Source organism: Solirhodobacter sp., assembly GCF_964715405.1.
Window position 1 is genome coordinate 13,941 of the sequence record NZ_CBAICG010000024.1, and the last position, 26,818, is coordinate 40,758.

Below are 26,818 nucleotides of genomic sequence, written 5' to 3' on the forward strand. Positions count from 1 at the left end.
CAACCACAGTTTCGTGATGCTGCTGGCGCTTGTCGCCGCACTTCCGGCCGCCGCGGCGCCGCTGCATCTGATCGCGCTTGGCGACAGCCTGACGCAGGGGTTCGGTCTGCTGCCCGAGGATGGGCTGGTGCCGCAGTTGCAGGACTGGTTGCAGGCGCATGGCCATGATGTGACGGTGCTGAACGCGGGCGTTTCCGGCGATACCTCGGCGGGCGGGCGATCGCGCATCGACTGGACGCTGGCGGGCGGCGGCGATGCAATCATCGTGGAACTGGGCGGTAACGATCTGTTGCGCGGCATCGACCCGGCCGCCACGCGCGACAACCTTGATGCGATCCTGAAGGCCGCCAGCGCCAAGGGCCTGCCGATCCTGCTGATCGGGCTCAGCGCGCCGGGCAACTTCGGCGCCGACTATCAGACCGCGTTCGACGCGATCTACCCCGACCTTGCCGCGAAATACCACGCGATGCTGGTTGCGAATTTCTTCGCGCCGCTGACGGCGGGCACCGACCGCGCCGCCGCGATGAAGGCCGACATGCAGGAGGACGGCATCCACCCCAACGCGGCGGGCGTCAGGATCATCGTCGACGCGCTTGGCCCGCAGGTGGTGCAGCTTCTGGCCCGCGTCGGGGCGCCCGCAACCAATTGAACGCCGCTTGAAGCCCGCCGCGCCGCGTGAAAAGCTTGGGCCGACAGGGAGGGCGCAGCATGGACCTGATCGCGGAATTGCGCGCGGCACTGGGTGACGCGCAGGTGCTGACCGGCGCTGATGCCGCGCGAAAGGCGCAGGATCCGACCGGCAAATACCGCTGGCAGCCGCTGGCGCTGGTGCGCCCCGCCGATACCGTCGAGGTGGCGGCCGTGCTGCGGCTGGCGGGCGCGGCGGGGGCGGCGGTCGTGCCGGTTTCCGGCAACACCGGGCTGGCGGGCGGCACCAGGGCCGAAGGGGCGATCATGCTGTCGCTTGAACGGATGAACCGCATCCGCGAGATCCGGCCCGACGCGCGGGTGGCAGTGGTCGAGGCGGGTGTGGTGCTGTCGCGCCTCCATGAGGCGGCGGAGGCGCACGGCCTTTACTTCCCGCTCTGGTTCGGCGCGCGCGGCTCGGCGATGGTGGGGGGCGCGCTCTCGACCAACGCGGGCGGCTCGAACGTGCTGCGCTATGGCAATACCCGCGCGCTTTGCCTTGGGCTGGAGGTCGTGCTGGCCGACGGCCGGGTGATGAACCTGATGGGCGCGCTGCACAAGGACAACTCGGGCCTCGACCTGAAAGACCTGTTCATCGGGGCCGAGGGCACGCTGGGCGTGATCACCGCCGCCGTGCTGAAACTGGTGCCGAAACCCGCGGCCTATGCCACCGCGATGGTGGCCGTGCCCTCGCTGCCCGCCGCACTCGACCTGTTGAACCGGCTGCAATCGGCCACCGGGGGCGCGGTCGAGGCGTTTGAATACATGCCGCGCAGCTACATGGAGCGCTATGCGATCTGCAACCCGAAGGCCCGGCCCCCGTTTGCCGAAACCCACGAGGTCACGATCCTGGTCGAAGTCGGCGCCACCGCCCCGCGCGACGCGGTGCCTGGCCCGGATGGCACCGTGCCGGTGGTCGCCCTGCTGGAAGCGACATTGGAGGCGATGATGGCACAGGGGCTGGTGCTGGACGGGGTTGTCGCCCGCACCGGCGCGCAACGCACCGAGATGTGGGCGCGCCGCGAAGCCGCCGCCGCGATCACCTTCACACGTCAGCCGCTGGTGGACAACGACATCGCCGTGCCGCTGGACAAGGTGGAAACCTTCGTGCGCCGGATGGAACAGCGCCTGCCCGAGGTCGACCCCGGCGCCGAGTCGATCACCGTCGCCCATCTTGGCGACGGCAACCTGCATTACACCGTCTGGCCCACCTCGGGCGACGCCGCGCTGCACGACCGCCTGCGCGAGGCGGTCGAGGATATCGTGGCCGAGCTTGGCGGCAGCTTTTCCGCCGAGCATGGCGTCGGCACCTCGAAGCTGACCACGATGACGCGGCGCAAGGATCCGGTGGCGCTGGACGTGATGCGGGCGATCAAGACTGCGCTGGACCCGCAGGGGTTGCTGAACCCCGGCAAGGTCATGCCCTGACCCCTGACCAGACAAGAGCATACCAAGATGACCCTGATCGCCGGCCTGCGTGCCGTCGCCTTCGACCCGATCCTGCGGCTTGCGACCCTTGCGCTGATCTGCTGGGGCATCGTTTCGGCCTCGGTCGCCCCCTATCAGTCGCTGATCGCGATCCGGCTGCTGCATTTCTCGCCCACCGCCTATGCGGCGGTGCTGGTGGTGGCGGCGCTGGTCTCGGTCTCGTCGGCGGTGGCGGCGGGATTGCTGGCCGACCAGTATGCCAGGCGGCGCCGGGTGGCGGTGGTGCTGGCGATCAGCCTGTTGTCCGGCGTGGCGCTGATGCGGCTCTTGCCCTCGGCGCCCAGTTTCGCGCTGACCCACGGGCTGTTCCTGCCCGCCGCGGCGGGGCTCTTCGGGCAACTTTTCGCGCTGGTCCGCATCGCCACCGCGCACCGCCCGGCGGTGGAGCGCGACCGGATCGCCGCGCTGACCCGCGCCTTCGTCTCGCTGCCCTTCGTCACCGTGCTGCCGATCTGGGCGCTGGCGGTGCGCGCGGGCGTGCCGCTGCTCGATACCTATTCGCTGGGACTGGTCGCCGCGTTGCTGGGCCTCGGGCTGACCGTGACATCCTGGCCCGCCGACGATGCCCTGCCGTCAAACCGCGCCTCGGGCCTCAGCTTCCGGGCCGGGCTGGCGGAACTGGCGCACCCGTCGGTGGTGGTGCGCATCTGCGCGCTGGGGCTGACGGTTTCGGGCGTCAACCTTTACATGACGCTGCTGGGCCCGATGTTCACCGCCAGCGGGCGCAACGACGGGGTGGTGGCACTGTTCGCCGGGCTGGTGGCGGGGCTTGAAATCCCCTCGATGATGGTGGGGGCCAGCCTCGTGGCGCGCGTTCCCAAGACCTGGGTGATCGGCCTGGGTGCGCTGATCCACGCCGGGTTCATGGTCGGTTTCGCGCTGTCGTCGCACATCGGGCCGGTGCTGTGGCTGACGCTGCCGGCCGGCTTTGGCGCGGGGCTTTTGCTGACGATCCCGCTGGGCTATGCTCAGGATCTGCTCGGCCATCGGCCCGGCGCCGGGGGCGCACTGATCGCGGTGCACCAGTTCCTGAACGCGGCCTTCGGCGCGCTGGCCTTCCTGATCGGCATCAAGGCCGGGGGCTACGCGGTGGCCGCGATGGTCGGGGCGGCCTTCTGCCTTACCGGCGCCGGTGGTTTGCTGATTCTTGACCGGGCCGCCACGGCCGCCCCTTCGAAAGGACCGTTGTGATGACTGAAACGCTTCGCCGCCTCGTGCTCGCCTCCCGCCCCGAGGGCAAACCGGGGCTGGAGAACTTTCGACTGGAAACCGCTCCGCTGCCCGACCCGGCCGAGGGGCAGTTCCTTGCCCGCACGCTGTGGCTGTCGCTTGACCCCTACATGCGCGGCCGGATGAGCGCGGCGCCCAGCTACGCCAAACCCGTGGAGATCGGCGCCACGATGGAAGGGGCCTGCGTCGCCGAGGTCACCACCTCGCGCCACCCCGGTTTCGCGCCGGGTGACATCGTGCTGGCACAACTGGGCTGGGCCTCGCACGGGATCTCGGACGGCACGGGGGTGCGCAAGATCGACCCGACCATCGCGCCGGTCTCCACCGCGCTCGGCGTGCTGGGGATGCCCGGCCTGACTGCTTGGGTCGGCCTGAACGACATCGCGGGCGCCAAGGCGGGCGAGACCATCGTCGTTTCCGCCGCCACCGGCGCGGTCGGAAGCCTTGTCGGCCAACTGGCCAAACGCAAGGGGATGCGGGTGATCGGCGTCGCGGGCGGCGCCGACAAATGCGCCTATGCGGTGGAAACGCTGGGCTACGACATCTGCCTGAACCATCGCGGCGCCGACGCGCGCACGCTGCAATCGCAGATCGCCGAAGCGGCACCGAAGGGTGTCGATGTCTATTTCGAAAACGTCGGCGGCACCGTGCTGGAGGCGGTGTTGCCCACCTTCAACACCCACGCGCGCATCGCCCTGTGCGGCATGATCGCCTGGTATTCCGGCGTGGTGGAACGGCCGCTGCCCGCCCCCGTGCTGTGGGGCGCGATCCTGCGGCAGCGGCTGAAGGTGCAGGGCTTCATCATCTCGGACCACTGGAACCGCCTGCCCGCCTTCCTCGCCGAGGTGGCGCCTTTGGTGAAGGACGGCACCATCCGCTACCGCGAAACCGTGGCCGAGGGGCTGGAGGCGGCGCCCGAGGCGTTCCTGCGGCTGCTGGAAGGCGCCAACTTGGGCAAGCAACTGGTGCGTGTCGCGCAAGGGTGATTGCGCGGCACTTGCCAAACCCCGACCGGGCGGAAAGGATGCCGCCAAACCGCGTCAACCGCAGGACAGATCATGCCCGGACCCAGCGATCACATCTTCATCGTCGGGGGCACCTCGGGCCTCGGGCTTGCGCTCGCCACGGCGGCGCAGGCGCTTGGGGCCCGCGTCACCATCGCCGGGCGCGGCGCCGACCGGGTGGCCGGGATCGCGGCGCAGATCGGGCCGGGCGTGCGCGGCGTGGCGATCGACCTTGAGGACTCGGCCTCGATCGTTGCGGCACTGACGGGCGACACGCCGATCACCCATCTGGTGCTGACGCCGGTCTATCCCGGCAACCAGTCGATCCGCGCCTTCGACGCGGCCGAGGCGGCGCGGGCGGCGCAGGTCAAGATCGTGGCCTTCGCCGAAATCGTGAACGCCGCCCTGCCCCGGCTGAGGCCCGAGTCCTCGATCACCCTGTTCGGCGGGCTGGCCAAGGGGCGGCCCTATCCCGGCTCGACGATGGTCAGCGTGGTGAACGGCGGCATGATCGGGCTGGCCAACACGCTGGTGGTGGAACTGGCGCCGATCCGGGTCAACGGCATCTCGCCCGGCGTGGTGGGCGACTCGCCGCGCTGGGTCAAGCGCGCGGCCGAAGGCGCGGCGGCGGCGGTGGAGGCGATGCGGCAACGCACGCCCACCAAGCGGCTGGCGACGGTGGAAGATATCGTCCACGGCGTGTTCTTCCTGATGGACAACCGCGCCGCCAACGGCATCGACCTGCAACTGGATGGCGGCATCCAACTGGTCTGATCAGCCCTTCCAGTCGAAGAAGCCCTTGGGCGCGCGCGCCAGCAGCCGCGCCGCCAGATCGCGTCCCAGCGCCGCGCCATCGGCCACAGGGGCGCGACCTTCGTCGGTCAGGCTTTCCGAGCCATCGGGGCGCAGAATCTCGCCGCGCAGCCAGAGTGTGCCGCCCTCCAGCACCGCTAGCCCGGCGATCGGCGTTTCGCACGACCCGTCCAGCCCCGCCAGCATCGCCCGTTCCGCCGCCAGCCGCTGCCCGGTGGGGCCGTCGGCGATGGCCGCCAGCATCCCGGCGGCGCGACCGTCCGCCGTGCGCCGTTCGATCCCGATCGCGCCCTGCGCCACGGCGGGCAACATCTCCTCGGGCGCAATCGGCGACCGCGCCGCCTGCGCCATCCCCAGCCGGTTCAGCCCCGCCATTGCCAGGAAAGTGGCCACCGCCACGCCTTCGTCCAGCTTGCGCATCCGGGTCTGCACGTTGCCGCGAAACTCCACCACCTGCAAATCCGGCCGCCGCAGCTTCAGTTGCGCCCGCCGCCGCAGGCTGGACGTGCCCACCACGGCGCCCTGCGGCAGATCGACCAGCCGCGCGACAGTGGGCGAGACGAAGGCATCGCGCACATCCTCGCGCGGCAGGTAGCAATCGAGCAGCAGCCCATCCGGCTGCACCGTCGGCATGTCCTTCATCGAGTGCACCGCGATGTCGATGGAACCGTCGAGCAGCGCCTCCTCGATCTCGCGGGTAAAGAGGCCCTTGCCGCCGATCTCGCGCAGCGCCTTGTCCTGCACCATGTCGCCGGTGACCTTGATCACCACGATCTCGAACGCCGCCTCGGGCAGGCCATGCGCGGCGCTCAGCCGGTCGCGCGTCTCGTGCGCCTGCGCCAGAGCCAGCGGCGAGCCGCGGGTGCCGATGCGGAAGGGCTGGGCGGGGGAGGGGAGCGGATGCGTCATGAGGCCTAGGCTTAGCCAAAGCGACCGGGCACGACAATGCCCGTGACCGCCCTTAATGCGTCAGCAGCGGCCACAGCGTCGCGACCAGCAGCCCGGCCATCACCCAGTTGAACACTTGCAGGTGGCGCGGGTCGGTCAGCACGCGGCGCATCTGCTGGCCCAGCACGACCCAGGCGCCGCAGGACGGCAGGTTGACCGCGCCGAAGATCACCGCCACCAGCAGCACCGCCGCAATCCCCGGCCCGGCAAGGTAGGCCGTCATCGCCGTCATCCCCATCGCCCAGGCCTTGGGGTTCACCCACTGGAAGGCGCAGGCCTGCAGGAAGGTCATGGGCTTGCCCTCTTCCACCATGCCGGGCGGCGGCGAGTGCGCGATCTTCCAGGCCAGCCACAGCATGTAGACCAGGCTCGCCGCCTTCAGCACCAGCCGCAGGGGCGGCCACAGATCGAACAGCCGCGCCAGACCCAGCCCGATCAGCGCGATCATGAAAACGAAGCCGAACGTCACCCCCAGCAGGTGCGGCACCGTGCGGCGAAAGCCGAAATTGGCGCCCGAGGTCATCAGCATCAGGTTGTTCGGCCCCGGCGTGATCGAGGTGACGAAGCCGAAGCCGACAAGGGCGGTAAGGATGTCATATGTCATGCGCGCAATATTATGCGAACCTGTGCGCAATGGGGTTGCCAAGATGCGCGCCCTTGCGGCATCTCTGCAATCCATGACCGATATCGACCCCATCAACGCCCGCATATTGCGCGAGCTTTCCAGAAACGGCCGCCTCGCCAATCTGGAACTGGCCGAACGGGTGGGCCTGTCGCCCTCCGCCTGCTTGCGCCGGGTGCAGGAACTGGAGCGGCGCGGAGTGATCAAGGGCTACCGCGCCGTCATCGACCCGGCGGCCACCGGCGGCGGCTTCACCGCCTACGTCGCCGTCGGGCTAAGCGAGCACACCAAGCCCGCGCAACTGGCGTTCGAGCGCGCGATGGCGCTCAGCCCGCTGGTGCGTGAGTGTCACAACGTCACCGGGGCCATCGAGTACCTGCTGCGCGTCGAGGTGCCCGACATCGCCGCCTACAAGCTCTTTCACGCCGAAACGCTGGGCACCCTGCCGCAGGTGACCTCGATCACCTCTTATGTGGTGATGGATTCGCCCAAGGACGAACGGGCATAGAGGCCGGGGCCCGATGCGGCCCCGGCCTTGAGCAGTCAGGGGACGATATGCATCCCGTTGGAATCCTGGATCACGCGCACTTGCTGACCGACGTAGAGGTTCTGGCCGTCCTGAATGATCTGGACAACTCCGCCCTGCCGCAACCGCACCGTCCACTGCCGCGAGACGCGCACGTTCTGGCCGTTGTCGGCCAGCGCGCTGCCCGCCATTGCGCCGCCGATGGCGCCAATGCCGGTCATCGCGGTCTTGCCGCCGCCCTTGCCGAACTGGTTGCCGACGATCGCACCCGCCAGACCGCCGACGATGGCGGCACCGGTCTTGTTGTCGGAGTTGTTGGTTGCGATCTGCACCGGGCGCGACTCGATGATCGTGCCATACATCACATCCTGGTTCGCCATCGGAGCCTGAACGTAGGTCGGCCCCTGTGTGGTATCTTCGCACCCTGCGACCATCAGGACACAGAACGGCAGCACGAGGGTCAGTTTATTCATCTTCAACAGTCCTCCAAATCAGGCATCGACGCCGTTGTCGGCACAATGCCGGGGCGCCTGCCCAAACGCAAACCCGGCGGGGTCTCACCGGCGGTGTTCCGCCGGCAGGGAACGATGCGCACCCCGGTGGAATTCTGCCCCACATTCCCCGGTTGGCCAACAAGAAAGGGTGTTGCCGTCCGCCATCATCGTGACGGGGCTGCCGTCCTTGAACCGGATCATCCACGGGTGCGAGAAGCGGATGCCTTGCCCGTCCGCCAGCTTGCTGCCCGGCCCCGCGCCGCCCGCCTTCGCCCGCCTGGGCGACATCGGGGTCGGCACGGGCCGGGGCGGCAATGGCGGGGGTCAGCGCGCCGAGGGTCACGGCCACTTGGCCACCGGCGGCAGGCTCATCAGCACGGCGTTGGCGTCGTGCCCGGTCTCCAGCCCGAACCTGGTGCCGCGGTCGTAGACGAGGTTGTATTCGGCATAAAGCCCGCGGTGCACCAGTTGCGCCTCCTTGTCCGCCTCAGACCAGGGCATGTCGCGGCGCGTCTCGGTCACGCCCAGAAACGCCGGCAGAAACGCCCGGCCTACATCCTGCGTGAAGGCAAAATCGGCCTCCCAGTCGCCGGTGTTCAGGTCGTCATAGAAGATGCCGCCCACCCCGCGCGCCCTTCCCCGGTGCGGGATGAAGAAATACTCGTCGGCCCAGGCCCTGAAGCGGGGGTAGTAGTCCGGCGAATGGCGGTCGCAATGGTCCTTCAGCACCTGATGGAACGCGGCCGTATCCTCTGGATAGTCGATGCAGGGGTTCAGATCCGACCCGCCACCGAACCACCAGGCGCCGGGGGTCCAGAACATCCGCGTGTTCATGTGCACCGCCGGCGTCTGCGGGTTCTGCATATGCGCCACAAGGCTGATGCCCGCCGCCCAGAAGTGGGGATCGGCCGCCATCCCCGGCACCCCGCGCGCCACCATCGCCTTTTGCGCCCGTGGCGCCAGTTCGCCGTAGACGGTGGAGACATTGACCCCGACCTTCTCGAACACGCGCCCGCCCCGCATCACGCTCATCAACCCGCCGCCCGCGTCCGAGCCGTCCTCCGATGCGCGGCGGGTTTGGCTCACCTCGAACCGACCGGCGGGAAAATCGGCAAAGGGGCCGGTGGCCTGGCGGTCTTCCAGCGCCTCGAACGCCGCCACGATCTGGTCGCGCAAGCTGCTGAACCAGGCCGCGGCGCGCGCTTTGCGTTCGTCGAATTCGTCGGTCATTGCCGTGCCTTCCGTCCTGTCCGCCCGCGATCGGCGCCACTTTCGCGCCAAACCCGAACAGGGCGCAAGGTCGGATTTCGCTTGGCGACGCGCCCGGTTGCGGCCAGAATGGCGCCATGTCGCTGCGCACCCCCTTTGCCGTTCTTGCCCTCGGGTTGACCGTCGCCGCCTGTTCGACGCCGCGGGAACGCTGCGTCACCGACGCGACGCACGACCTGAGCGTGGTCACGACCCTGGTCAACCGGTTGCAGGCCGATCTGGCGCGCGGCTACGGGATTCAGGAAACCCAGACCGTCACGCCGATGTGGCGGCCCTGCGGCTTCCCCGGCGGCGGCTTCGGGCCGGGTGACGGCCACCATCGCCCGCATGGCGATCATGGCGGCGACAATGATGGCCATCATGATGGAGGCCACCCGCCGCGCCCCTCGGTGCCCGACATGTGCATGGCCGATGTGGTGCAGACGGTGCAGACCCCGGTGGCGATCGACCTGGTGGCGACCCAGCGCCAGCTTGACGCGCTGCGCCGCAAGCAGGCTGAGCTCAGCCGCGCCGCCGCGCCCCGGATCGCCCAGTGTCAGGCGCAATACCCCGAGTAATGCTTACGGCTTGACCTTGTTCGGCCGCGTCGCGCGGGTCAGCCGGAACCGGCTGTCGCCGCCGATCTCCTCGACGTCGCGGAACGCGGCGCGCAATGCGGGCTCATACGACAGGTGCCGGTTCGCCACCATCCAGAGTGTGCCGTTGGGGTTCAGCATCCCCGCCGCCGCCTTGATGAAGGCGACGCCCAACAGGGGTTCGGCCGTGCGCCCGGCATGGAACGGCGGGTTCATCACCACCGCGCCGACCGGGCCGGGCAGCCGGAACCGGGTTGCATCAGCCCAGTGGAACTGCGCGCGCGGGTCGGTGATGTTGCGCCGGGCGCAGTCGAGCGCGGCGGCCTCGGCCTCGACCAGATGCAGTTCTTCGACCTCGGGGTGGGCCAGCACGGCGCGGCTGAGAAACCCCCAGCCCGCGCCAAGGTCCATCACCTTGCGCGGCAGCTTTTCCGGCAGCGCGGCGGCCAGCAGCGCCGAACCGGGGTCGATGCCATCGGCCGAGAACACCCCCGGCAGGGTGCGGAACCCCTCGGGCAGGTCGACCGGCACCGCGGTCCAATCGGCAAAGGCCTGCGCACCGGGCGAGGCAAAGACGACCAGTTTGCCATGCGCCTTGGCGACGGCTTCGCCCGGATCGACGCGGCCGCGCAATTCACGCAGCGCGGAATCCACGCCGTCGGTCTTCTGTCCATCGACGATCAGCGGCGCGCCCTTCGGCAGATGTGCCGCGGCTTGCGCCACCAGCGCCCGACCCTCGGCCCGCGCGCGCGGCAGGCAGACCAGCGCCGCGGCATACTCGCCGTCAGGCGCGGTCGCCACGCTGTAGCCCGCCGCCGCGAAGGCGTCGTAATCCGGGCGAAAGCCGGTGATCACCCGCACCCGGTCACGGCCCAGCGGCGAAAGGTCATCGCCCGCCTGCGGGCGGAACACGGCAATGGGCCCGGCGTCGGGCAGACGCAGCATCCCGGCGTCGATCGCATGAAGAATTCGGGTGGCTCGCATGGGCTGGGCCGGACGGCCCTATTCCTTTTCCATCGTGCATTGCAGCGGATGCTGATGGCGGCGGGCGAAATCCATCACCTGCGCCACCTTGGTTTCCGCCACCTCGAACGAGAACACGCCCACGACGGCCAGCCCCTTCTTGTGCACTGTCAGCATGATCTCGAACGCCTGCGCATGGGTCAGGCCAAAGAACCGCTCCAGCACATGCACGACGAACTCCATCGGGGTGTAGTCATCGTTCAGCAGCATCACCTTGTAAAGCGGCGGGCGCTGGGTGCGTGTTTTGGTCTTCGTCAGGACCGAGGCATCGCCGTCACGGCCGTCCTTCTTGTCGGACATCATGAAGGGTGACAGGGTCAACGCGAAGGCTCCTTGGAGTCGGGTTTTGGGATTGCCCCATCATATAACGCCTTCGGGTCATGAGAAAAGGGCCGGTTGCTGCGATTTGCGCCAGTCGGCGAACGGAACGGACGGAACCCACCGGAATGCGCGCATCGCTGACCACCTTCGGCTTCGACGCCGACGACACGCTTTGGCAGAACGAGCGGTTCTTCCGCCTCACGCAGGAGCGATTCACCGGCCTTTTGGCGGACTACGCCGAGGCCGACCACCTGCACGACCGCCTGCTGGCCGCCGAGCGGCGCAATCTCGGGCACTACGGGTTCGGCATCAAGGGCTTCGTGCTGTCGATGATCGAAACGGCCATCGAGGTGACCGGGGCGCAGGTGCCCGCCAGCGTCATCGCCGAACTGATCGCCGCCGGGCAGGACATGCTGGCCCACCCGATCGAACTGCTGCCCGCCGCCCGCGAAACGGTCGAGGCGTTGGCCGGGCGCTACAAGGTGGTGCTGATCACCAAGGGCGACCTGCTGGATCAGGAGCGCAAGCTGGCGCAATCGGGGCTGGGCGATCTCTTCGCCGGGGTCGAGATCGTCAGCCACAAGACCGCCGCCGTCTATGCCGAAATCTTCGCCCGCCACGGGCAGGGTGCCGCGCGGGGCATGATGGTGGGCAACTCGCTGCGCTCGGACGTGATCCCGATGCTTCAGGCCGGGGGCTGGGGCGTTCATGTGCCGCATCCGCTGACCTGGGCGCTGGAGCATGACGAGACCCCGGCGACGGCGGCGCGGTTCCGTCACCTGGACACCCTTGCGGCACTGCCCGGCTTGCTTGATTGCCTCGCCGAGGAAACAAAGGACGCCGGTTGAGCAAGTGCCGCGCGGCAACAGATTAAAGTCGGCTTGAAAGTCATTGAATTGAAGGGTTTTCCCACGCGATCCCTTCTGTTATCGTCGGATTCAGCAGAACAAGCCCCGAATAACGGGGGCAACCGAGGCAGGAACAAGGAAACCCGCAACGTGGATACACGTCTGGGGCAGTGCATGCGCGGAGCGTTCGTCTCTGCATGTTTGGCGGTTCTCTGGCTGCTTGCGCCGATCGCGGCCCTCGGCGCGCCCTATGCGGCGCTGCTGATGGATGCGCGAACCGGGCAGATCATCTATTCCGAGAACGCCGACACGCGCCTGCATCCGGCCTCGTTGACGAAAATGATGACCCTTTACATCACATTCGACGCAATTCGCCGGGGCGAGGTCACGCTCGACACACCGATCACGGTCTCGGCCAATGCCGCCAATCAGGCCCCTTCACGCCTCGGGCTGCGGGCGGGCCAGGTGATCCCGCTGCGCTACCTGATCCGTGGCGCCGCGGTGAAATCGGCCAATGACGCCGCCGCCGCCATCGGCGATGCGCTCGGCGGGAACGAGGCGGGCTTTGCCGCGCGCATGAATGCCACCGCCAAGGCGCTTGGCATGACCAACTCGACCTTTCACAACGCCAACGGCCTGACGCGCCCCGGCCACCTGTCCAGCGCGCACGACATGGCGATCCTCGGGCGGCATCTGTTCTACGACTTCCCCGAGTACTACAATATCTTCTCGCGCCGCGAAACGGATGCGGGGCTGGCGACGGTCTACAGCACCAACCGCAAGTTCCTGGATGCCTATGACGGCGCCGATGGCATCAAGACCGGCTACACCGGGCCCTCGGGCTTCAACCTTGTCGCCTCGGCACAGCGCGGCAACAAGCGGCTGATCGGCGTGATTTTCGGCGAAACCTCGACCGCCGCGCGCAACCAGAAGATGGCGGAACTGCTCGACATGGGCTTCGCCAAGATCGCCGAAGACGTGCCGGTGCGCAAACCGGCGCTGCCCGACCTCGGCGGCATCGCCCCCGGCATCTTAGCACCGGCGCCGGATCCTGCGGCCGACCTCGTCGCGCAAGTCGACGGCAATCCGAACGGCCGCCCGAGCACGGGCAAGACCTTGCGCCTGAACACCGCCGTGGCCAGCAGCCCGCTGCCGCGCCCCCGACCCGACGCCGGGGCGCAGGACGCGACCGATGCCGAGGGCGATGGCCCCGAGGTCGCCGCCGCCGACACGCCCGGCGGGCCTGATGTGGCCGCCACCACGACCGAACCGCGCGCCGACAGCCTGCCGCCGCCCGCTGTCGTGGCTTCCGCCGACCCCGAGACGCCGCCGGTCGTGACCGCGGCCGATGCCCAGAGCGCAAGCAGCGACGATCCCGTGGCCGACAATGACGGCGAAGCCGTCGATCCGCCGCCGCCGGGCCCAACCCGGATGGCCAACATCCAGACCACCTCGGCCGCCGTCGAGGCCACGGCGGCCGAGGCCCCACCGCCAAAACCGCGCTCCGACATCGTCTTCGCCTCGGTCGCGCCGACCGGCCCGACCGACGCGGAACCGGAACCGGAAGTGATCAACCGCCTGTCCACCTCGGGCGCGCATGACTGGGCGATCACGCTGGGCCGCTTCAACAGCCGCGACGCCGCCGAAAAGGTTCTGCTGCGCACCGCGCTTTCGGAACCGACCACGCTTGATCAGACGCTGCGCAAGGTCATCGACCGCAAGAACGGGTTCGATGCGAACTTCGTCGGGCTGTCGCAGGGTCAGGCCGATCTTGCCTGCCGCCGCATCCAGGCGCGCGGGCAGCAGTGTTTCACGATGGCGCCCTGAGCCCCCCGCTTGCTCCCCCTGTCACAACCGGGCAGGAAGGCGCAAACGGAGGCCAAGATGACCGATTACGCGATCCCCGCCCCGCCGCAGCCGAGCGTCGGCATTCTCGGGACTGACGCCCGCTTTCCGGTGCGCCGCATCTTCTGTGTCGGGCGCAACTATGCCGAACACGCGCGGGAAATGGGCAACGACCCCGACCGCGAGCCGCCGTTCTTCTTCACCAAGCCCGCCGATGCGCTGGTGGACGATGGCGCCATGCTTGCCTACCCTCCGGCCACGCAAGACCTGCACTTCGAGGCCGAACTGGTCGTGGCGATCGGCAGCGGCGGCACCGACATCGCCGAAGGCGCCGCGCTGGCCCATGTCTGGGGCTATGCCCCCGGCAACGACCTGACCCGTCGCGACCTTCAGGCTGCGGCGAAATCGCTGCGCCGACCGTGGGACATGGCGAAGGGGTTCGACCGATCTGCGGTCTGCGGGGCGCTGGTGCCGGTGGCTGTCGCCGGGCACCCTGCAAGCGCGCGGCTGACCTGCACCGTCAACGGGGTGCTGCGCCAGTCGGGAGACATCGCCGAGATGATCTGGCCGGTGCCCGCGATCATCGCGTTTCTGTCGGCACTGGTCGAATTGCGGCCCGGTGACCTGATCTACACCGGCACCCCGGCGGGCGTCGGGGCGCTGCATCCCGGCGACATGTGCACTGTCGCGATCGAGGGTCTGGGCCAGATCACCACGTGGATCGGCTGACCGTCTGCCTACTTCTTCGGATGGTCGTCGTAGTCGGGTTTCAGAATCCGGCTCGCGTTGCCCTGCGGGTCGTCATACTGCCCGCTGTCCAGCGTCCAGATGAACGCCATCAGGCCGATGCCGCCGAGAACCAGCGAAATGGGGATCAGGTAGGCCAGCACGGACATCGGGTCACCTTAGTCTGAGGGCGTTGAGGGAAACGACGATCGACGAGCTGGACATCGCCAGCGCAGCAATCAGTGGCGTGCAGACGCCGACCATCGCCAGCGGCACGGCCAGAATGTTGTAGGCCGCCGAGATCGCGAAATTCTCGAGGATGCGGTGGGTTGCCTTCTTGGCGATGCGCGCCGCCTCGCCGATCGGCGCCAGGTCGCTGCCCAGCAGCACCATGTCCGACGCGACCCGCGCCGCATCCAGCGCCGAGGCCGGCGAGATCGAGACATGCGCGGCGGCCAGCGCGGCGGTGTCGTTCAGCCCGTCGCCGACCATCAGCACGCGGTGCCCGTCCCTGCTCAGTTCAGCGATGCGCGCGGCCTTCTCGGCGGGCAGTGCCCCCGCCGTCCAGTCGGCAATGCCAAGACGCGCGGCCAGATCGGCAACCGCCCCCGCGCTATCGCCCGAGATCAGGTGCACCGTCTTGCCCTGCGCCTTCAGCGCGGCAATCGCCGCCTCGGCACCGGGGCGCAGGTGGTCGGCGAAGGCGAAGGCACGCGGGACGCCGTCGCCCGCATCGAGATAGCTCGCCGTCCGGTCGATCGCATCGGCGCCGACCCAGGCCGCGCGGCCAAGCCGGACCCGGCGACCCTGCCAGATCCCCTCGACCCCGTAGCCCGGCACCTCGAACAGATCGCTGACAGCGGCCGCCGCAATCCCCGCCGCGGCCGCGCCTGCCGCCAGCGCGCGGGCCAGCGGGTGCGACGACGCCGCCGCCAGCCCTGCCGCCAGCGCCACATCGCCGACCGGATGGGACGCAATGTCGATCATCTCGGGCGTGCCCATCGTCAGGGTGCCGGTCTTGTCGAACACCACGGTATCGACCTCGGCCAACCGCTCAAGCGCGGTACCGTCCTTGATCAGCAGCCCTTGCCGGAACAACCGCCCCGAGGCCGCCGTAACCACGGCAGGCACGGCCAGACCCAGCGCGCAGGGGCAGGTGATGATCAGAACCGCCACGCCGATGCTCAGCGCCAGATGGACATCGCCCCGGCTGTGCCAGAGCCAGAACAGGAACGTCGCGAAGGCCAGAATATGCACCCCCGGCGCGTAGATGCGCGCGGCCCGGTCGGCCAGCGAGGTGTAGCGGTTCTTGGCGCTTTCCGCCATCGCGACCAGATCGGCCATGCGGTGCAGCGACGAATCACGCCCCGCCGCCGTCACCCGCACCAGAAGCGGCCCGGTCAGGTTTACCTCGCCCGCGCTGACCACAGCCTCCGGCCCGGCCCAGACCGGCAGGCTTTCCCCGGTCAGCAGCGAGCGGTCCAGTTCGCTGGTGCCGTCAACCACCACGCCATCGACCGGCATCCGCCCGCCGGGGCGCACGCGCACCAGATCGCCGGGGCGCAGATCGGCGATGGCCACCGTTGTCTCGACGCCGTCCACGACCCGGATCGCGCGCGGAACCTCCAGCGCGGCCAGTTCCTCGGCGGCGGACCGCGCCACCGCGCGGGTGCGGTAGTCGAGATAGCGCCCGGCCAGCAGGAAGAAGGTCAGCGACACCGCCGCGTCGAAATAGGTATGCCCGCCACCCTCGGCGGTTTCGTAAAACGACATGGCCGTCGCCAGCAGGATCGCCAGCGAGATCGGCACGTCCATTCCCAGCCGCCCGGCGCGCAGCGCGGCCACGGCGTTGCGAAAGAAGGGCTGACCCGAGAAGATCACCGTCGGCAGCGCGATCGCGGCGGAAATCCACTGGAACATCGTGCGGGTGGCATCCTCGGCGCCCGACCAGACCGCGACCGACAGCAGCATGATGTTCATCATCGCAAACCCGGCGACGCCCAGCCGCATCAGCAGGTCGCGCCCGATCCGGTCGTTCTGCGTGGCGCTGAGCGTCCCCGCGTCAAGCTCGTGCGCCTCATACCCCAGCCGCCCGAGCGCGGCGATCAGCGTCTCGGCCGTCATATCGGGATCGGCCGCCACCGCCACCCGTTTCAGCGTCAGGTTCACCCGCGCGTCATGCACGCCCGGCAGCTTTGCCAGCCCCTGCTCCACCGTCGTCATGCACAGCGCGCAATGCGCGGTGGGCAGCGACAGCATCAGGCGCGCCTCTTTCGGGGCTGCGCGCGCCGCCAGCGCCTCGGCGGAGGGGGCGACAGCGCAGGCCGGGCAGGCGGAGGGGGAGGCGTGGATCGCCGACATCGTCTTACTCCGTCACGACCAGCGACAGGCGCTGGTGGAATTCGGTCCCGTCCGTCGCGAGCGCGTTGATCTTCACCATCCACCGACCGGGAGTCAGCGTCACCGGAGCCGTGAACACCGGCCCGTTCTGCGCGAAGGCCGGGCGCTGGTCGTCGGCGGCTTCGGTCGGTCGGCCGACCAGAACGTCGATGCCGCCGACTTGGGGCACGGCGCCGTCCTTGCCCTTGAAGGTCACCGTCAGGGTCTTGTCGACGTAGCCAAGCCCGATCGACCAGCCAAGCGCCCGCTGCGCCCGCATGATCGTGTCGAAGGCCTGACTTTCGTCATAGCCGTTTCCGGTTTCCTCTTCGAGGCCGGGGAAGGTGTGCACGGCCTGATAGGCCATGCCCACATTCACCGCGATGACGACACCGAAGAACGCCACCGCGATCATCAGAACCTTGCGGCCAGTCAGCGGAGCCATGTCATTTGCCTTTCCCGAAGAAGATCGTGTCCTGTTCGGCACGGTCCGTGTTGGTGGTATCCTCAACCCAGAAGCGCAGCGGCGTGCGCTCGGAGGTGGCCGCGGGGCTGGTCGGCGCCGCGGTCACATAGACCCGTTGCAGCTTGGTCTCATCCGCGGGCACGGTCACGGTATCACCACCGACGCCTTCGAGCGATATCTTCAACTCGGCCGGGGAGGTCAGCGACAGCTTGAAGGGCCGCGCGTCGTGCTGCTGATTGTGCAGCCGGATGTCGTAGGTGTTGCGGACGGTCCCATCCGACAGGGTGACGTTGACCGGGTTGCGCACTGGGGCCACCGTCATGCTGATCGGCTGGCGCATGAAGAGCGCGACCACCAGCCCGGCGCCAACGGCGCCCCAAAGCACGGTGTAAAGCAGCGTGCGCGGCCGGAAGACGTGCTTCCAGACGTTTTTCGGATGCGCGCCGCCGCGCTCCAGCGGCTCGTCGGTCAGCGCCATGTAGCCGATCAGGCCGCGCGGCTTGCCGATCTTGTCCATGATGTCGTCGCAGGCGTCGATGCACAGCCCGCAGGTGATGCAGGCCAACTGCTGGCCGTCGCGGATGTCGATGCCCATCGGGCAGACGTTCACGCAGGCCATGCAGTCGATGCAATCGCCCAACTGGTCAGCGCCATCCGCCTTGCGGTGCTTGCCGCGCGGCTCGCCGCGCCAGTCGCGGTAGCCGATGGTCAGGGTGTCCTCGTCCATCATCGCGGCCTGGATGCGCGGCCAGGGGCAGGCGTAGATGCAGATCTGCTCGCGCGCGAAACCGCCGAAAAAGAAGGTCGTCGCGGTCAGGATGGCGATGGTCATGTAGGCGACTGGACTCGCGGTCAGCGTGAACAGCCCGCGCAGCAGCGTCGGCGCGTCGGTGAAATAGAACACCCAGGCGCCGCCAGTAGCGACCGCGATCAAGAGCCACAGCACCCATTTGGTGATCCGCAGCCGCGCCTTCTGCAGGCTCCAGTTCTGCCGATAAAGCCGCAGGCGGTTGTTGCGGTCGCCCTCGACCCAGCGCTCGACCAGGATGAACAGGTCGGTCCAGACCGTCTGCGGGCAGGCATAGCCGCACCAGACCCGGCCCAGCGCCGAGGTGAACAGAAAGAGCCCCAGCCCGGCCATCACCAGAAGCCCCGCGACGAAGTAGAACTCGTGCGGCCATATCTCGATCCAGAACATGAAGAAGCGCCGGTTTGCGAGGTCAAGCAGCACGGCCTGATCCGGCAGGCTGGGGCCCCGATCCCAGCGGATCCACGGCGTGATGTAGTAGATGCCGAGCATGATCGCCATCAGCCACCACTTCATGGTGCGGAAGCTGCCCTTCACGCGGCGCGGAAAGATCGGCTCGCGCGCGGCGTAAAGGGTTTGTTGCGGGGGGGTATCGGAAGAAGACACGGACAATCTCCGGTGGGGCCTGATCAGCTTACCTATCCCAGCCTGCCACGCAGGGTTCCTTGACATGGGTCAATAAGATGGGTGGGCGATGTATCAAAGACCGTTTCCGGCACACCAAACCGCGACGCAAAACGTCGCAGCCCCGAAATGACAGGCACCGGCCCCCGAGGAAACGCGCGAACAGGACGGGAAACCGATGCCAACCCCATCTTGCGAGGGGGTGACGTCATCTTTGCCGGTCCGGGCGGGGCGCGCCTTGATTTGGGTCAATTTTCGTGCGCCGCCTGCGGTCTTGCCTGCCCCATCACCCAGGCCGCGAAAGCCCGCACCGAGGGGCGCAACACCCCCGGCCGGGTCACCAGAAAATAGCCCCGGCGATCATCATCCTGAAACAGCAGCCGCAGCCGCCCCGCAGCGATGTCTGCCGCGATGAAGGCACGCGCGACAACCGCCACCCCCTGCCCGTCACGCACGGCGTCCAGCATCAGGTTGCCCGGCAGCGAGGTCAGGCCGCGCCGCGCGTTGTGCGCCATGCCGTGGCGTTGCAGGAACCGCGTCGCCTCGGTGGTGCCCAGTTCCTGCAGCCAGGGGAAATCGACCAGATCGGCCACGGCGGTGATCGGCCCGCGGCCCACCAGCGCCGGGGCGGCAACCACCACGACCGGCGTCGCCAGCACCAGTTTCGCCACCGTTCCCGGCCAATCGCCGTTGCCATAGCGCAGCGCGATGTCGATCCCGCCGGGGCCGAGCGGGCGCAAATCCGGCGAGGCGTCGATCATCAGGCTGACGCCGGGATGGCGGGCGCGGAAATCGGCCAGCCGCGGCATCAACCAACTGGCTGCGAAGGCCGGCGTTGCGGTGATCTGCACCGGCTGATCGGCGTCGGCGCGCGTGATCTGCGCCACCGCGCCCGCGATCGCACCGAAGCCTTCGGTCACGGCTCCGGCCAGCCGCCGCCCCTCTGCGGTCAGCACCAGCGACCGGCCCGACCGGTCGAACAGCGCCAGCCCCAGATGGGCCTCCAGCGCGCGCAGCTGCTGACTGACCGCGGCATGGCTGACGTTCAGGCGCGCCCCGGCGGCAGCCAGCGATCCGCTTTCGGCAAAAGCGGAAAGGGCGCGCAGAGCGGCCAAAGGGGGCAGGGCCCGCCGATCCATCATGTAAGCCAGGCTTTCATGTCAGCAGAATTTCCGAGTCGTATCGGGCGCCAATGCGGCCAATATGCAAGGCATCATCAAATACCTTGGGCCGCCCATGTTCAATCTGTCCTTACGCTCGATCCTGAACCTGTCCCGCATCCATCGCCTTGGGCCGGAGGAGTGCCCGCCCTGCTGTTGCGACCCCAGGCGGGGGCAGGACCGCCGCGCGGCCGACCGTTACTTCTGGCGCGGCCGCCACTGGCAGCCGCCGGAAACGGGGCCGTTCTGAACGGAAACGGCCCGGGCTCTTTCGAACCCGGGCCGTTCCCCGCACAGGATGGCGTGTGCCTTATTGGCCGCCGCCAAGGCCGTGGACATAAAGCGCAACCGAGCGGATGTCGGCTTCGCTCAGCTTGCCAGTCCACGACGGCATGACGCCGGAGCGACCACTGGTGACGGTCTCGGTGATCGTCGCCTGATCGCCGCCATAAAGCCAGATCGCGTCGGTCAGGTTGGGCGCGCCCATGTCCTTGTTGCCCTTCGCGTCATCGCCGTGGCAGGAGGTGCAGTTGTCGGTGAAGACCTTGGTGCCGGCCGCCGCCGCTGTGGCGTCGAAGGTCTGGCCCGAGATTTTCAGCACGTATTGCACCACGTTGGTGATCTCTTCCGGCTTCAGCGTCGCGCTCCAGGCCGGCATGTCCGGCGCGGCACGGGTGTCGGGGTCGGTCGGGCTGCGCACGCCATGCAGGATCGTGGTGTAGATCGCGTCGATCGTGCCGCCGTGCAGCCAGTCGTCGTCCAGAAGGTTCGGGTAGCCCTTGTTGCCCGCCGCACCGGCGCCGTGGCACTGGATGCAGTAGGTCTTGAACACCGCCCCCCCCGACGAGGTGGCGAATTGCAACAGCGCCGGGTCATCCTTCACCTTGGTCAGGTCGGCGGCGACCAGCTTGGTCTGCAGTGGCGCGTTCTGCGCCTCCCAGGCCGTCATCTCGGCCGCCTCGGCGCCCCGGGTCGAGTAGCCCAGAACGCCGGGTGTCGCCCCGTGGATCAGCGGCCAGGCGGGGTAGAGCACGGTATAGACCACCGCGAACAGGATGCAGGCATAGAAGGTGTAAAGCCACCACTTCGGCAGCGGGTTGTTCAGTTCCTCGATGCCGTCCCAGACATGCCCGGTCGTCTCGACCTGGTTCTTGCCGTGCGACTGGGGTTTATTGTCACTCATCTTCACGCCTCCTTGTGCACGGGTTTGTCTGAGGCGGGCCGGTCTTCATTGCGGAAGATCGACCGCGCCGCGTCGTCCTGTTGGCGGCTCTTGCCGGGCCAGAACGCCCAGGCAACGGCCACGACGAAGACGACGGTCAGGAACACGAGCGCCCAGCTTTGCGCGAATTCCTGCATTTGATTGAAGGTTTCCATCGCGCGCCCCCTTACCGGCTCTTGTCCGGAATGAAGGTCGTGAAGTCGACCATCGTGCCAAGCACCTGCAGATAGGCGATCAGCGCATCCATTTCAGAGACGCCCGGCTTGCCGTCAAAGTTGCGCACGTTGGCCTTGGGATAGCGTTTCAGAAAGCCGGTCGAATCGGCGTCGGGATTGTCCTGCGCGGCAAAGTCGGCACGGGCGGCGGCCAGCTCGTCGTCGGTGTAGGGCACACCCACTTCGCGGTTGGTCTTCATCAGGTCTTCGATGTACTTCCCGTCGATCATGGTGTTCGACAGGAACCCGTATTTGGGCATGATCGATTCAGGCACCACCGATTGCGGGTTGGTCAGGTGATCGACATGCCAGTGGTCAGAGTAGCGGCCACCGACGCGGGCCAGATCAGGCCCTTGCCGTTCGGACCCCCACTGGAACGGGTGGTCGTACATCGACTCGGCCGCCAGGCTGTAGTGGCCATAGCGTTCGACCTCGTCCCGCATCGGCCGGATCTGCTGGCTGTGGCACAGATAGCAGCCCTCGCGGATGTAGATCATCCGGCCCGTCAGCTCCAACGGAGTGTAAGGCCGCATGCCCTGCACCTTTTCGATCGTGTTCTGCAGGTAGAACAGCGGCACGATCTCGACCAGGCCACCGATGGCGACGACCAGGAACGACAGGACCAGAAGCAGCGTGGCGTTGGTTTCGATCTTCTTGTGTTTGTCCAGGAAAGCCATGTCTGTCTCCGATCACTCAGCCGGAACGGCCATGGCGGCAGGTGCCTTTTCAGGCATCGTCGTCACGGTTTTCCAGAGGTTGAAGGCCATGATGAGCGCCCCCGCAAGGTAGAGGCTGCCACCGGTCGCACGGGTCACCAGCATCGGGAAGCGGGCGGCCACGGTATCGGCGAACGAGTTCACCAGATAGCCCTGCGCATCGACTTCGCGCCACATCAGGCCTTCCATGATGCCCGACACCCACATCGACGAGGCGTAGAGCACGATCCCGATCGTGGCGAGCCAGAAGTGCCAGCTGACCAGACGCAGGCTGTAAAGCCGGTCCTTGTTCCACAGCCGCGGCGTCAGGAAGTACATCGCACCGAAGGTGATCATGCCGTTCCAGCCCAGCGCGCCGGAGTGGACGTGACCAATGGTCCAGTCGGTGTAGTGGCTCAGCGAGTTCACCGCCTTGATCGACATCATCGGGCCTTCGAAGGTCGACATGCCGTAGAAGCCGATCGCCACCACCATCATCCGCATGATCGGGTCGGTGCGCAGCTTGTCCCAGGCGCCCGAGAGCGTCATCAGGCCGTTGATCATCCCGCCCCACGACGGCATCCAGAGCATGATCGAGAACACCATCCCCAGCGTGCTCGCCCAGTCGGGCAGCGCGGTGTAGTGCAGGTGGTGCGGACCGGCCCAGATATAGAGGAAGATCAGCGCCCAGAAGTGGATGATCGACAGCTTGTAGCTGTAGATCGGGCGTTCGGCCTGCTTCGGCACGAAGTAGTACATCATGCCGAGGAAGCCCGCCGTCAGGAAGAAGCCCACGGCGTTGTGGCCATACCACCACTGCACCATCGCATCCTGCACGCCGCTGAACACCTGCACCGACTTCGAGCCGAAGATCGACACCGGGATCGACAGGTTGTTGAACACGTGCAGCATCGCGATGGTCACGATGAACGACAGGTAGAACCAGTTTGCCACGTAGATATGCGGCTCTTTGCGCTTGATGATCGTGCCGAGGAACACGGCCAGGTAGACCAGCCAGACGATCGTCAGCCAGATGTCCATGTACCACTCGGGTTCGGCGTATTCCTTGCCCTGGGTGATGCCCAGAACGTAGCCCGAGGCGGCCAGCACGATGAACAGGTTGTAGCCCCAGAACACGAACCACGCCGCGTTACCGCCCCACAACCGCGCGGCGCTGGTGCGCTGCACGACGTAGAACGACGTTGCCAGCAGCGCGTTGCCGCCGAAGGCGAAGATCACCCCCGAGGTATGGACCGGGCGCAGGCGGCCGAAGTTCATGTAACCCTCGGCCCACTGGAAGTTCAGCGAGGGAAACGCCAGTTGCGAGGCGATGAACACCCCGGCCAGCATCCCAACGACGCCCCAGAACATCGTCGCGATCACGCCGGCGCGAACCACCCCGTCGAGATACTCGTCGGTCGGCACCGCCTTCGGTTCGTCGATCCGGCGCAGTTGCCAGACAAACATCCCGGCCGCGACCACCGTGATGAGGATCGCATGCAATTCATATCCGAAATCGCGCGCGTAATTGGCTGCGATCGCGCCGCAAAGCGCGATCGCGCCAAGCACGACCAGTTTAGCGTAGTCCCACATTGTGCGTCCCTTCGTCCTGTCCCGGTCTGCCTCGCGGCAGCCGGGGGCTTTTTGACTCGTCCGGTTGTGGCGGGGGCGCGCTGAGGGCGCCTTGATCCATGTCAAATGTCTGTGAAGCGAAGGTTGATCAAGGTCAATGCGTTGGGCGTTTCGGCCCGCTATGGTCAACTTGTCGCATTATTCCAGGAGACGTCCGATGGCCTACAAATCCCTCATGACCGTCCTTACCAACCCGGACGCCATCGAACCGGTGCTGTCTGCCGCGGTCGATCTGGCGCGCCGGGAGGATGCGCATCTTGAAGTGCTCTGCCTCGGGATCGACCGGACCCAGGCGGGGTACTACTACGCTGGCGCCGCGATCGTTCTGCAGCAGGAAATGATCGACCGCGCCGACGAAGAGGCCCGCGGGCTGGATGCCAAGGTGCAGGAACGGCTGGGCCGCGAGGATATCCGCTGGTCGAGCGAGGCCGCCGTGGCCCAGCTTGGCGCGCTGAACGGGCTGGTGGCGATCCGCGCCCGCTTCAATGATCTGGTGATCCTGCCCAAACCCTTCGGCAAGGGCCGCGGGCAGGAAGACGAGGCGATCGTCGAGTCGGCGCTGTTCGAGGGCCAGACCCCGGTGCTGGTGCTGCCCGACACGGGGGTCGGTGCAAAGCTTGGCGGGCGTATCGTCGTGGCCTGGAACCAGAGCAGCGAGGCGCTGGCCGCCGTGCGGCTGGCAATGCCGCTGCTCGCCAGGGCCGAGATCGTGGATATCGCGGTGATCGACCCGCCGAAGCACGGGCCGGAACGGTCGGATCCCGGCGGCCCGCTCAGCCAGATGCTGGCGCGCCACGGCGTTCGGGCCGAGGTTTCGGTGCTGGCCAAGACGATGCCGAAGGTATCCGACGTGCTGCTGCGTCACGTTCGTGACATGAATGCCGACATGATCGTGATGGGGGCCTATGGTCATTCCCGCTTCCGCGAGGCGATCCTGGGTGGCGCCACGCGCGGAATGCTGGAACTGGCCGACGTGCCCGTGTTCATGGCGCACTAAGGCGGATCAGGCGGCGGGCTTCAGAACAGGAACCCGCCGTCCGAATCGTCGCCCGCTTCCTCCAGCAGGCGGTCGATGTTCGGCACCGTCACATGCCGCTTGCCTTCAAGCTCGATCACCCCGTCGCGCTTCAGCGCCGAGATCTGGCGGCTGACGGTTTCCAGCGTCAGGCCGAGGTAGTCTGCCATCGCCTCGCGCGTCAGGGGCAGATCGAAGGTCAGCGGCCCTTTTCTGCCGCGGACATGCAGCGCGGCGTCGCGCCGCCCGATGATCGCCACAAGGCTCGCGATCTTCTCGCGCGCGGTCTTGCGGCCCAGCAGCAGCATCCACTCGCGTGCCGCGTCCAGTTCATCCAGCGTCATCTGCAACAGGCGCTGGCTGATGTGCGGGGTGCGCATCATCATGTCCTCGAACGGCTTCCTGCGAAAGCAGCACATCACCAGATCGGTCGTCGCGGTCACGTCATAGGGCGCGCGATCGCGCCCCGGACGGCCGACGAAATCGGACGGCAGCAGAAGGCCTACCATCTGGCGGCGCCCGTCCTCCATCGTCTGGGTCAGGGTCGCGATCCCGGTCACGACCGAGGCCACGAATTCCATCAGGTCGCCCGACCAGATCACCGTCTGCCCGGCCTCGAAGCTGCGATAGTACTTGATCTGCTCCAGTTCGTGCAGTTCGGCCTCGTCGCAGCGGGCGCAAACGGCCCGATGGCGGATCGGGCAATTGCCGCAGTCGTGGCTATTGAACGCGGAATGCGTGAGGTCCATCGACAGCTCCCATTTGATCTGCATCAAAGCGGCGACTGGGCCACCACCTAAACGTAACCTAATGAACAGTGACTCGCAACTTGCACGGTTCGGGCTCTTCGACGCACGCGTGCCAAGATACACCAGCTACCCGACCGCGCCGCATTTCAGTGCGTCGCTGACACAGGGAATGTTTTCCGACTGGATCGCCGCGGTCCCGGCGCAGGGCGAGATTTCGCTTTATCTGCATGTCCCGTTCTGCCGCCGCCTGTGCTGGTTCTGCGCCTGCCGGACCCAGGGCACGTCAAGCGACGCCCCGGTCCGGGCCTATGCCCAGACGCTGAAAGCCGAAATCGCGCTGCTGAAGGCGCGGCTGGCGCCCGGCGTGACGCTGTCGCGCCTGCACTGGGGCGGCGGCACCCCGACGCTGATGCCCGCCGACCTGATCGCCGAGCTTGCCGGGACCATCTTTGACGCGGTGCCGATGGGGCGGCAGGCCGAATTCTCGGTCGAGATCGATCCCAACGAGATCGACGCCGCCCGCCTTGACGCGCTGGCGGCGGCAGGGATGAATCGCGCCTCGATCGGGGTGCAGGATTTCGATCTGGAGATTCAGAAGACCATCGGCCGCGACCAGACCTATGAGGTGACACGCGACGCCATCCTGGCGATCCGCGAGAAGGGGGTGAAAAGCCTCAACGCCGACATCCTTTACGGGCTGCCGCACCAGACCCCCGGACGCATCGCGGATTCGGTGCAGAAACTGCTGTCGCTCTCGCCCGACCGGGTTGCGCTTTACGGCTATGCGCATGTGCCCTGGATGGCGCGGCGGCAGGTGATGATCCCGTCGGATGTCCTGCCGACGCCGATCGAACGGCTTGAGCTGTTCGAGACGGCACGCAAGCTGTTCGTGTGGGACGGTTACCGCGAGATCGGCATCGACCATTTCGCCCGGCCCGAGGATGGGCTGGCGGTCGCGCAGGCCAACGGCACCCTGCGGCGCAACTTCCAAGGCTATACCGACGATACCTCACCGGTGCTGATCGGGCTTGGCGCCTCGTCGATCTCGCGGTTTCCGCAGGGCTTTGCGCAGAACGTCTCGGCCACCTCGGACTACACCAAGGCGATCCGCGAGGGCCGGTTCTCGACCCACCGCGGCCACATCTTCACCGACGACGACCGGTTGCGCGGCCGCATCATCGAGGCGCTGATGTGCGACTTCGCGGTATCGAGCGCCGAACTGATCCGCGACTACGGGGCCACGCAAGCGATGCTGGATGTGATGTACGGCAAGGCGCTTGCCGCCTTCCCCGGCATGCTCGGCGCGACGTCCACCGGCCTCGTGATCCCTGATCGCGCGCGCCCGCTGACCCGGATGATCGCCCGCGCCTTCGATGCCTACGATCAGACCAAGGCCCAGCATTCGGCCGCGATCTAAGGCGAATTGCGTTTTGT

At 67.5% G+C, this 26,818-nt stretch carries 28 protein-coding genes; 12 read left to right on the forward strand and 16 right to left on the reverse strand.

What is annotated here, in order from left to right; translation table 11 throughout:
* Positions 1-16 precede the first annotated feature (16 nt).
* From AC11WY_RS11930 to AC11WY_RS11950, 5 genes are all read left to right on the forward strand, one after another.
* Positions 17-649, forward strand: coding sequence for an arylesterase (locus AC11WY_RS11930; RefSeq protein WP_482925800.1), 633 nt, complete (start codon positions 17-19; stop codon positions 647-649).
* Between the two features lie 59 nt (positions 650-708).
* Positions 709-2,115: an FAD-binding oxidoreductase gene (locus AC11WY_RS11935; RefSeq protein ID WP_482925707.1), complete on the forward strand. Its 1,407-nt coding sequence runs from the start codon at positions 709-711 to the stop codon at positions 2,113-2,115.
* Between the two features lie 27 nt (positions 2,116-2,142).
* Complete coding sequence (locus tag AC11WY_RS11940; RefSeq protein ID WP_482925709.1) at positions 2,143-3,366, forward strand: MFS transporter; 1,224 nt, start codon at positions 2,143-2,145, stop codon at positions 3,364-3,366.
* A complete protein-coding gene (locus tag AC11WY_RS11945; RefSeq protein WP_482925711.1) occupies positions 3,366-4,391 on the forward strand; it encodes an NADP-dependent oxidoreductase in 1,026 nt (341 codons plus the stop codon). Before AC11WY_RS11940 ends, AC11WY_RS11945 begins: the two co-directional genes overlap by 1 nt.
* 72 nt (positions 4,392-4,463) lie before the next feature.
* Positions 4,464-5,183, forward strand: a complete 720-nt coding sequence (locus tag AC11WY_RS11950; RefSeq protein WP_482925713.1) for an SDR family oxidoreductase — start codon at positions 4,464-4,466, stop codon at positions 5,181-5,183.
* Here AC11WY_RS11950 and hemC read toward each other — a convergent pair whose 3' ends face one another.
* Complete coding sequence (gene hemC / locus AC11WY_RS11955) at positions 5,184-6,131, reverse strand: hydroxymethylbilane synthase (RefSeq protein WP_482925715.1); 948 nt, start codon at positions 6,129-6,131, stop codon at positions 5,184-5,186. It lies immediately after the preceding gene.
* A 52-nt stretch (positions 6,132-6,183) separates the two neighbouring features.
* A complete protein-coding gene (locus tag AC11WY_RS11960; protein WP_482925717.1) occupies positions 6,184-6,774 on the reverse strand; it encodes a LysE family translocator in 591 nt (196 codons plus the stop codon).
* A 43-nt stretch (positions 6,775-6,817) separates the two neighbouring features.
* On the opposite strand from AC11WY_RS11960, the gene AC11WY_RS11965 reads away from it, so the two are divergent.
* Positions 6,818-7,300: an Lrp/AsnC family transcriptional regulator gene (locus AC11WY_RS11965; protein ID WP_482925719.1), complete on the forward strand. Its 483-nt coding sequence runs from the start codon at positions 6,818-6,820 to the stop codon at positions 7,298-7,300.
* A gap of 35 nt (positions 7,301-7,335) precedes the next feature.
* Here the strand turns inward: AC11WY_RS11965 and AC11WY_RS11970 are convergent, their stop codons facing one another.
* Entirely contained in the window at positions 7,336-7,791 is a 456-nt protein-coding gene (locus AC11WY_RS11970; RefSeq protein WP_482925721.1) for an outer membrane lipoprotein, read from the reverse strand.
* Positions 7,792-8,151: 360 nt separating this feature from the next.
* Positions 8,152-9,042 (reverse strand): oxygen-dependent coproporphyrinogen oxidase, encoded by an 891-nt coding sequence (gene hemF / locus AC11WY_RS11975; protein ID WP_482925723.1) that lies wholly within the window; start codon positions 9,040-9,042, stop codon positions 8,152-8,154.
* A 116-nt stretch (positions 9,043-9,158) separates the two neighbouring features.
* On the opposite strand from hemF, the gene AC11WY_RS11980 reads away from it, so the two are divergent.
* On the forward strand, positions 9,159-9,638 hold the full coding sequence (locus AC11WY_RS11980) for a hypothetical protein (RefSeq protein WP_482925725.1): 480 nt from the start codon (positions 9,159-9,161) through the stop codon (positions 9,636-9,638).
* Between the two features lie 3 nt (positions 9,639-9,641).
* Here AC11WY_RS11980 and AC11WY_RS11985 read toward each other — a convergent pair whose 3' ends face one another.
* Positions 9,642-10,640, reverse strand: coding sequence for a class I SAM-dependent methyltransferase (locus AC11WY_RS11985; RefSeq protein ID WP_482925727.1), 999 nt, complete (start codon positions 10,638-10,640; stop codon positions 9,642-9,644).
* An 18-nt stretch (positions 10,641-10,658) separates the two neighbouring features.
* Entirely contained in the window at positions 10,659-10,979 is a 321-nt protein-coding gene (gene clpS, locus AC11WY_RS11990; protein WP_482925802.1) for an ATP-dependent Clp protease adapter ClpS, read from the reverse strand.
* A 146-nt stretch (positions 10,980-11,125) separates the two neighbouring features.
* Here clpS and AC11WY_RS11995 point away from each other — a divergent pair, with 146 nt between their 5' ends.
* The 3 genes from AC11WY_RS11995 (at position 11,126) to AC11WY_RS12005 (ending at position 14,422) form a co-directional block, all read left to right on the forward strand.
* Positions 11,126-11,848, forward strand: a complete 723-nt coding sequence (locus AC11WY_RS11995) for an HAD family hydrolase (protein ID WP_482925729.1) — start codon at positions 11,126-11,128, stop codon at positions 11,846-11,848.
* A gap of 150 nt (positions 11,849-11,998) precedes the next feature.
* A complete protein-coding gene (locus tag AC11WY_RS12000) occupies positions 11,999-13,675 on the forward strand; it encodes a D-alanyl-D-alanine carboxypeptidase family protein (RefSeq protein WP_482925731.1) in 1,677 nt (558 codons plus the stop codon).
* A 57-nt stretch (positions 13,676-13,732) separates the two neighbouring features.
* Positions 13,733-14,422, forward strand: coding sequence for a fumarylacetoacetate hydrolase family protein (locus AC11WY_RS12005; protein ID WP_482925733.1), 690 nt, complete (start codon positions 13,733-13,735; stop codon positions 14,420-14,422).
* Between the two features lie 8 nt (positions 14,423-14,430).
* On the opposite strand, the gene ccoS is transcribed toward AC11WY_RS12005, so the two are convergent.
* The 9 genes from ccoS to ccoN form a co-directional block, all read right to left on the reverse strand.
* Entirely contained in the window at positions 14,431-14,589 is a 159-nt protein-coding gene (gene ccoS, locus AC11WY_RS12010; RefSeq protein WP_482925735.1) for a cbb3-type cytochrome oxidase assembly protein CcoS, read from the reverse strand.
* A 4-nt stretch (positions 14,590-14,593) separates the two neighbouring features.
* Entirely contained in the window at positions 14,594-16,780 is a 2,187-nt protein-coding gene (locus AC11WY_RS12015; protein ID WP_482925737.1) for a heavy metal translocating P-type ATPase, read from the reverse strand.
* A 4-nt stretch (positions 16,781-16,784) separates the two neighbouring features.
* Positions 16,785-17,243, reverse strand: coding sequence for a FixH family protein (locus AC11WY_RS12020; protein WP_482925739.1), 459 nt, complete (start codon positions 17,241-17,243; stop codon positions 16,785-16,787).
* Position 17,244: 1 nt separating this feature from the next.
* A complete protein-coding gene (gene ccoG / locus AC11WY_RS12025) occupies positions 17,245-18,678 on the reverse strand; it encodes a cytochrome c oxidase accessory protein CcoG (protein WP_482925741.1) in 1,434 nt (477 codons plus the stop codon).
* 266 nt (positions 18,679-18,944) lie between these two features.
* Positions 18,945-19,835: a LysR family transcriptional regulator gene (locus tag AC11WY_RS12030; protein WP_482925743.1), complete on the reverse strand. Its 891-nt coding sequence runs from the start codon at positions 19,833-19,835 to the stop codon at positions 18,945-18,947.
* A gap of 331 nt (positions 19,836-20,166) precedes the next feature.
* Positions 20,167-21,039, reverse strand: coding sequence for a cytochrome-c oxidase, cbb3-type subunit III (gene ccoP, locus AC11WY_RS12035; RefSeq protein ID WP_482925745.1), 873 nt, complete (start codon positions 21,037-21,039; stop codon positions 20,167-20,169).
* Between the two features lie 2 nt (positions 21,040-21,041).
* Positions 21,042-21,233 carry a CcoQ/FixQ family Cbb3-type cytochrome c oxidase assembly chaperone gene (locus AC11WY_RS12040; protein ID WP_482925747.1) on the reverse strand — a complete coding sequence of 64 codons (192 nt, stop codon included), beginning with the start codon at positions 21,231-21,233 and terminating at the stop codon, positions 21,042-21,044.
* An 11-nt stretch (positions 21,234-21,244) separates the two neighbouring features.
* Positions 21,245-21,970, reverse strand: a complete 726-nt coding sequence (gene ccoO / locus AC11WY_RS12045) for a cytochrome-c oxidase, cbb3-type subunit II (RefSeq protein WP_482925749.1) — start codon at positions 21,968-21,970, stop codon at positions 21,245-21,247.
* A 12-nt stretch (positions 21,971-21,982) separates the two neighbouring features.
* Positions 21,983-23,581: a cytochrome-c oxidase, cbb3-type subunit I gene (ccoN, locus tag AC11WY_RS12050; RefSeq protein ID WP_482925751.1), complete on the reverse strand. Its 1,599-nt coding sequence runs from the start codon at positions 23,579-23,581 to the stop codon at positions 21,983-21,985.
* A 196-nt stretch (positions 23,582-23,777) separates the two neighbouring features.
* Between ccoN and AC11WY_RS12055 the strand changes: the two genes are divergently transcribed.
* Positions 23,778-24,617 (forward strand): universal stress protein, encoded by an 840-nt coding sequence (locus AC11WY_RS12055; protein WP_482925753.1) that lies wholly within the window; start codon positions 23,778-23,780, stop codon positions 24,615-24,617.
* Positions 24,618-24,637: 20 nt separating this feature from the next.
* Here AC11WY_RS12055 and fnrL read toward each other — a convergent pair whose 3' ends face one another.
* A complete protein-coding gene (gene fnrL / locus AC11WY_RS12060; RefSeq protein ID WP_482925755.1) occupies positions 24,638-25,384 on the reverse strand; it encodes a transcriptional regulator FnrL in 747 nt (248 codons plus the stop codon).
* A 61-nt stretch (positions 25,385-25,445) separates the two neighbouring features.
* Between fnrL and hemN the strand changes: the two genes are divergently transcribed.
* On the forward strand, positions 25,446-26,801 hold the full coding sequence (gene hemN / locus AC11WY_RS12065) for an oxygen-independent coproporphyrinogen III oxidase (protein WP_482925757.1): 1,356 nt from the start codon (positions 25,446-25,448) through the stop codon (positions 26,799-26,801).
* Positions 26,802-26,818 lie beyond the last annotated feature (17 nt).

Bases quoted from the DNA above. Each gene is read 5' to 3' on its own strand.
- AC11WY_RS11935 (WP_482925707.1), top strand. From the start codon at position 709: ATGGACCTGATCGCGGAATTGCGCGCGGCACTGGGTGACGCGCAGGTG.
- AC11WY_RS11940 (WP_482925709.1), top strand. From the start codon at position 2,143: ATGACCCTGATCGCCGGCCTGCGTGCCGTCGCCTTCGACCCGATCCTG.
- AC11WY_RS11945 (WP_482925711.1), top strand. From the start codon at position 3,366: ATGACTGAAACGCTTCGCCGCCTCGTGCTCGCCTCCCGCCCCGAGGGC.
- hemC (WP_482925715.1), bottom strand. From the start codon at position 6,131: ATGACGCATCCGCTCCCCTCCCCCGCCCAGCCCTTCCGCATCGGCACC.
- AC11WY_RS12055 (WP_482925753.1), top strand. From the start codon at position 23,778: ATGGCCTACAAATCCCTCATGACCGTCCTTACCAACCCGGACGCCATC.
- AC11WY_RS12020 (WP_482925739.1), bottom strand. From the start codon at position 17,243: ATGGCTCCGCTGACTGGCCGCAAGGTTCTGATGATCGCGGTGGCGTTC.
- AC11WY_RS12015 (WP_482925737.1), bottom strand. From the start codon at position 16,780: ATGTCGGCGATCCACGCCTCCCCCTCCGCCTGCCCGGCCTGCGCTGTC.
- hemF (WP_482925723.1), bottom strand. From the start codon at position 9,042: ATGACCGACGAATTCGACGAACGCAAAGCGCGCGCCGCGGCCTGGTTC.
- AC11WY_RS11930 (WP_482925800.1), top strand. From the start codon at position 17: ATGCTGCTGGCGCTTGTCGCCGCACTTCCGGCCGCCGCGGCGCCGCTG.
- ccoP (WP_482925745.1), bottom strand. From the start codon at position 21,039: ATGAGTGACAATAAACCCCAGTCGCACGGCAAGAACCAGGTCGAGACG.
- clpS (WP_482925802.1), bottom strand. From the start codon at position 10,979: ATGTCCGACAAGAAGGACGGCCGTGACGGCGATGCCTCGGTCCTGACG.
- ccoN (WP_482925751.1), bottom strand. From the start codon at position 23,581: ATGTGGGACTACGCTAAACTGGTCGTGCTTGGCGCGATCGCGCTTTGC.
- AC11WY_RS11960 (WP_482925717.1), bottom strand. From the start codon at position 6,774: ATGACATATGACATCCTTACCGCCCTTGTCGGCTTCGGCTTCGTCACC.
- ccoS (WP_482925735.1), bottom strand. From the start codon at position 14,589: ATGTCCGTGCTGGCCTACCTGATCCCCATTTCGCTGGTTCTCGGCGGC.
- AC11WY_RS11985 (WP_482925727.1), bottom strand. From the start codon at position 10,640: ATGCGAGCCACCCGAATTCTTCATGCGATCGACGCCGGGATGCTGCGT.
- AC11WY_RS12030 (WP_482925743.1), bottom strand. From the start codon at position 19,835: ATGGATCGGCGGGCCCTGCCCCCTTTGGCCGCTCTGCGCGCCCTTTCC.
- ccoO (WP_482925749.1), bottom strand. From the start codon at position 21,970: ATGGCTTTCCTGGACAAACACAAGAAGATCGAAACCAACGCCACGCTG.
- AC11WY_RS11970 (WP_482925721.1), bottom strand. From the start codon at position 7,791: ATGAATAAACTGACCCTCGTGCTGCCGTTCTGTGTCCTGATGGTCGCA.
- AC11WY_RS11980 (WP_482925725.1), top strand. From the start codon at position 9,159: ATGTCGCTGCGCACCCCCTTTGCCGTTCTTGCCCTCGGGTTGACCGTC.
- AC11WY_RS11995 (WP_482925729.1), top strand. From the start codon at position 11,126: ATGCGCGCATCGCTGACCACCTTCGGCTTCGACGCCGACGACACGCTT.
- hemN (WP_482925757.1), top strand. From the start codon at position 25,446: ATGAACAGTGACTCGCAACTTGCACGGTTCGGGCTCTTCGACGCACGC.
- fnrL (WP_482925755.1), bottom strand. From the start codon at position 25,384: ATGGACCTCACGCATTCCGCGTTCAATAGCCACGACTGCGGCAATTGC.
- AC11WY_RS11965 (WP_482925719.1), top strand. From the start codon at position 6,818: ATGCGCGCCCTTGCGGCATCTCTGCAATCCATGACCGATATCGACCCC.
- AC11WY_RS12005 (WP_482925733.1), top strand. From the start codon at position 13,733: ATGACCGATTACGCGATCCCCGCCCCGCCGCAGCCGAGCGTCGGCATT.
- AC11WY_RS11950 (WP_482925713.1), top strand. From the start codon at position 4,464: ATGCCCGGACCCAGCGATCACATCTTCATCGTCGGGGGCACCTCGGGC.
- AC11WY_RS12040 (WP_482925747.1), bottom strand. From the start codon at position 21,233: ATGGAAACCTTCAATCAAATGCAGGAATTCGCGCAAAGCTGGGCGCTC.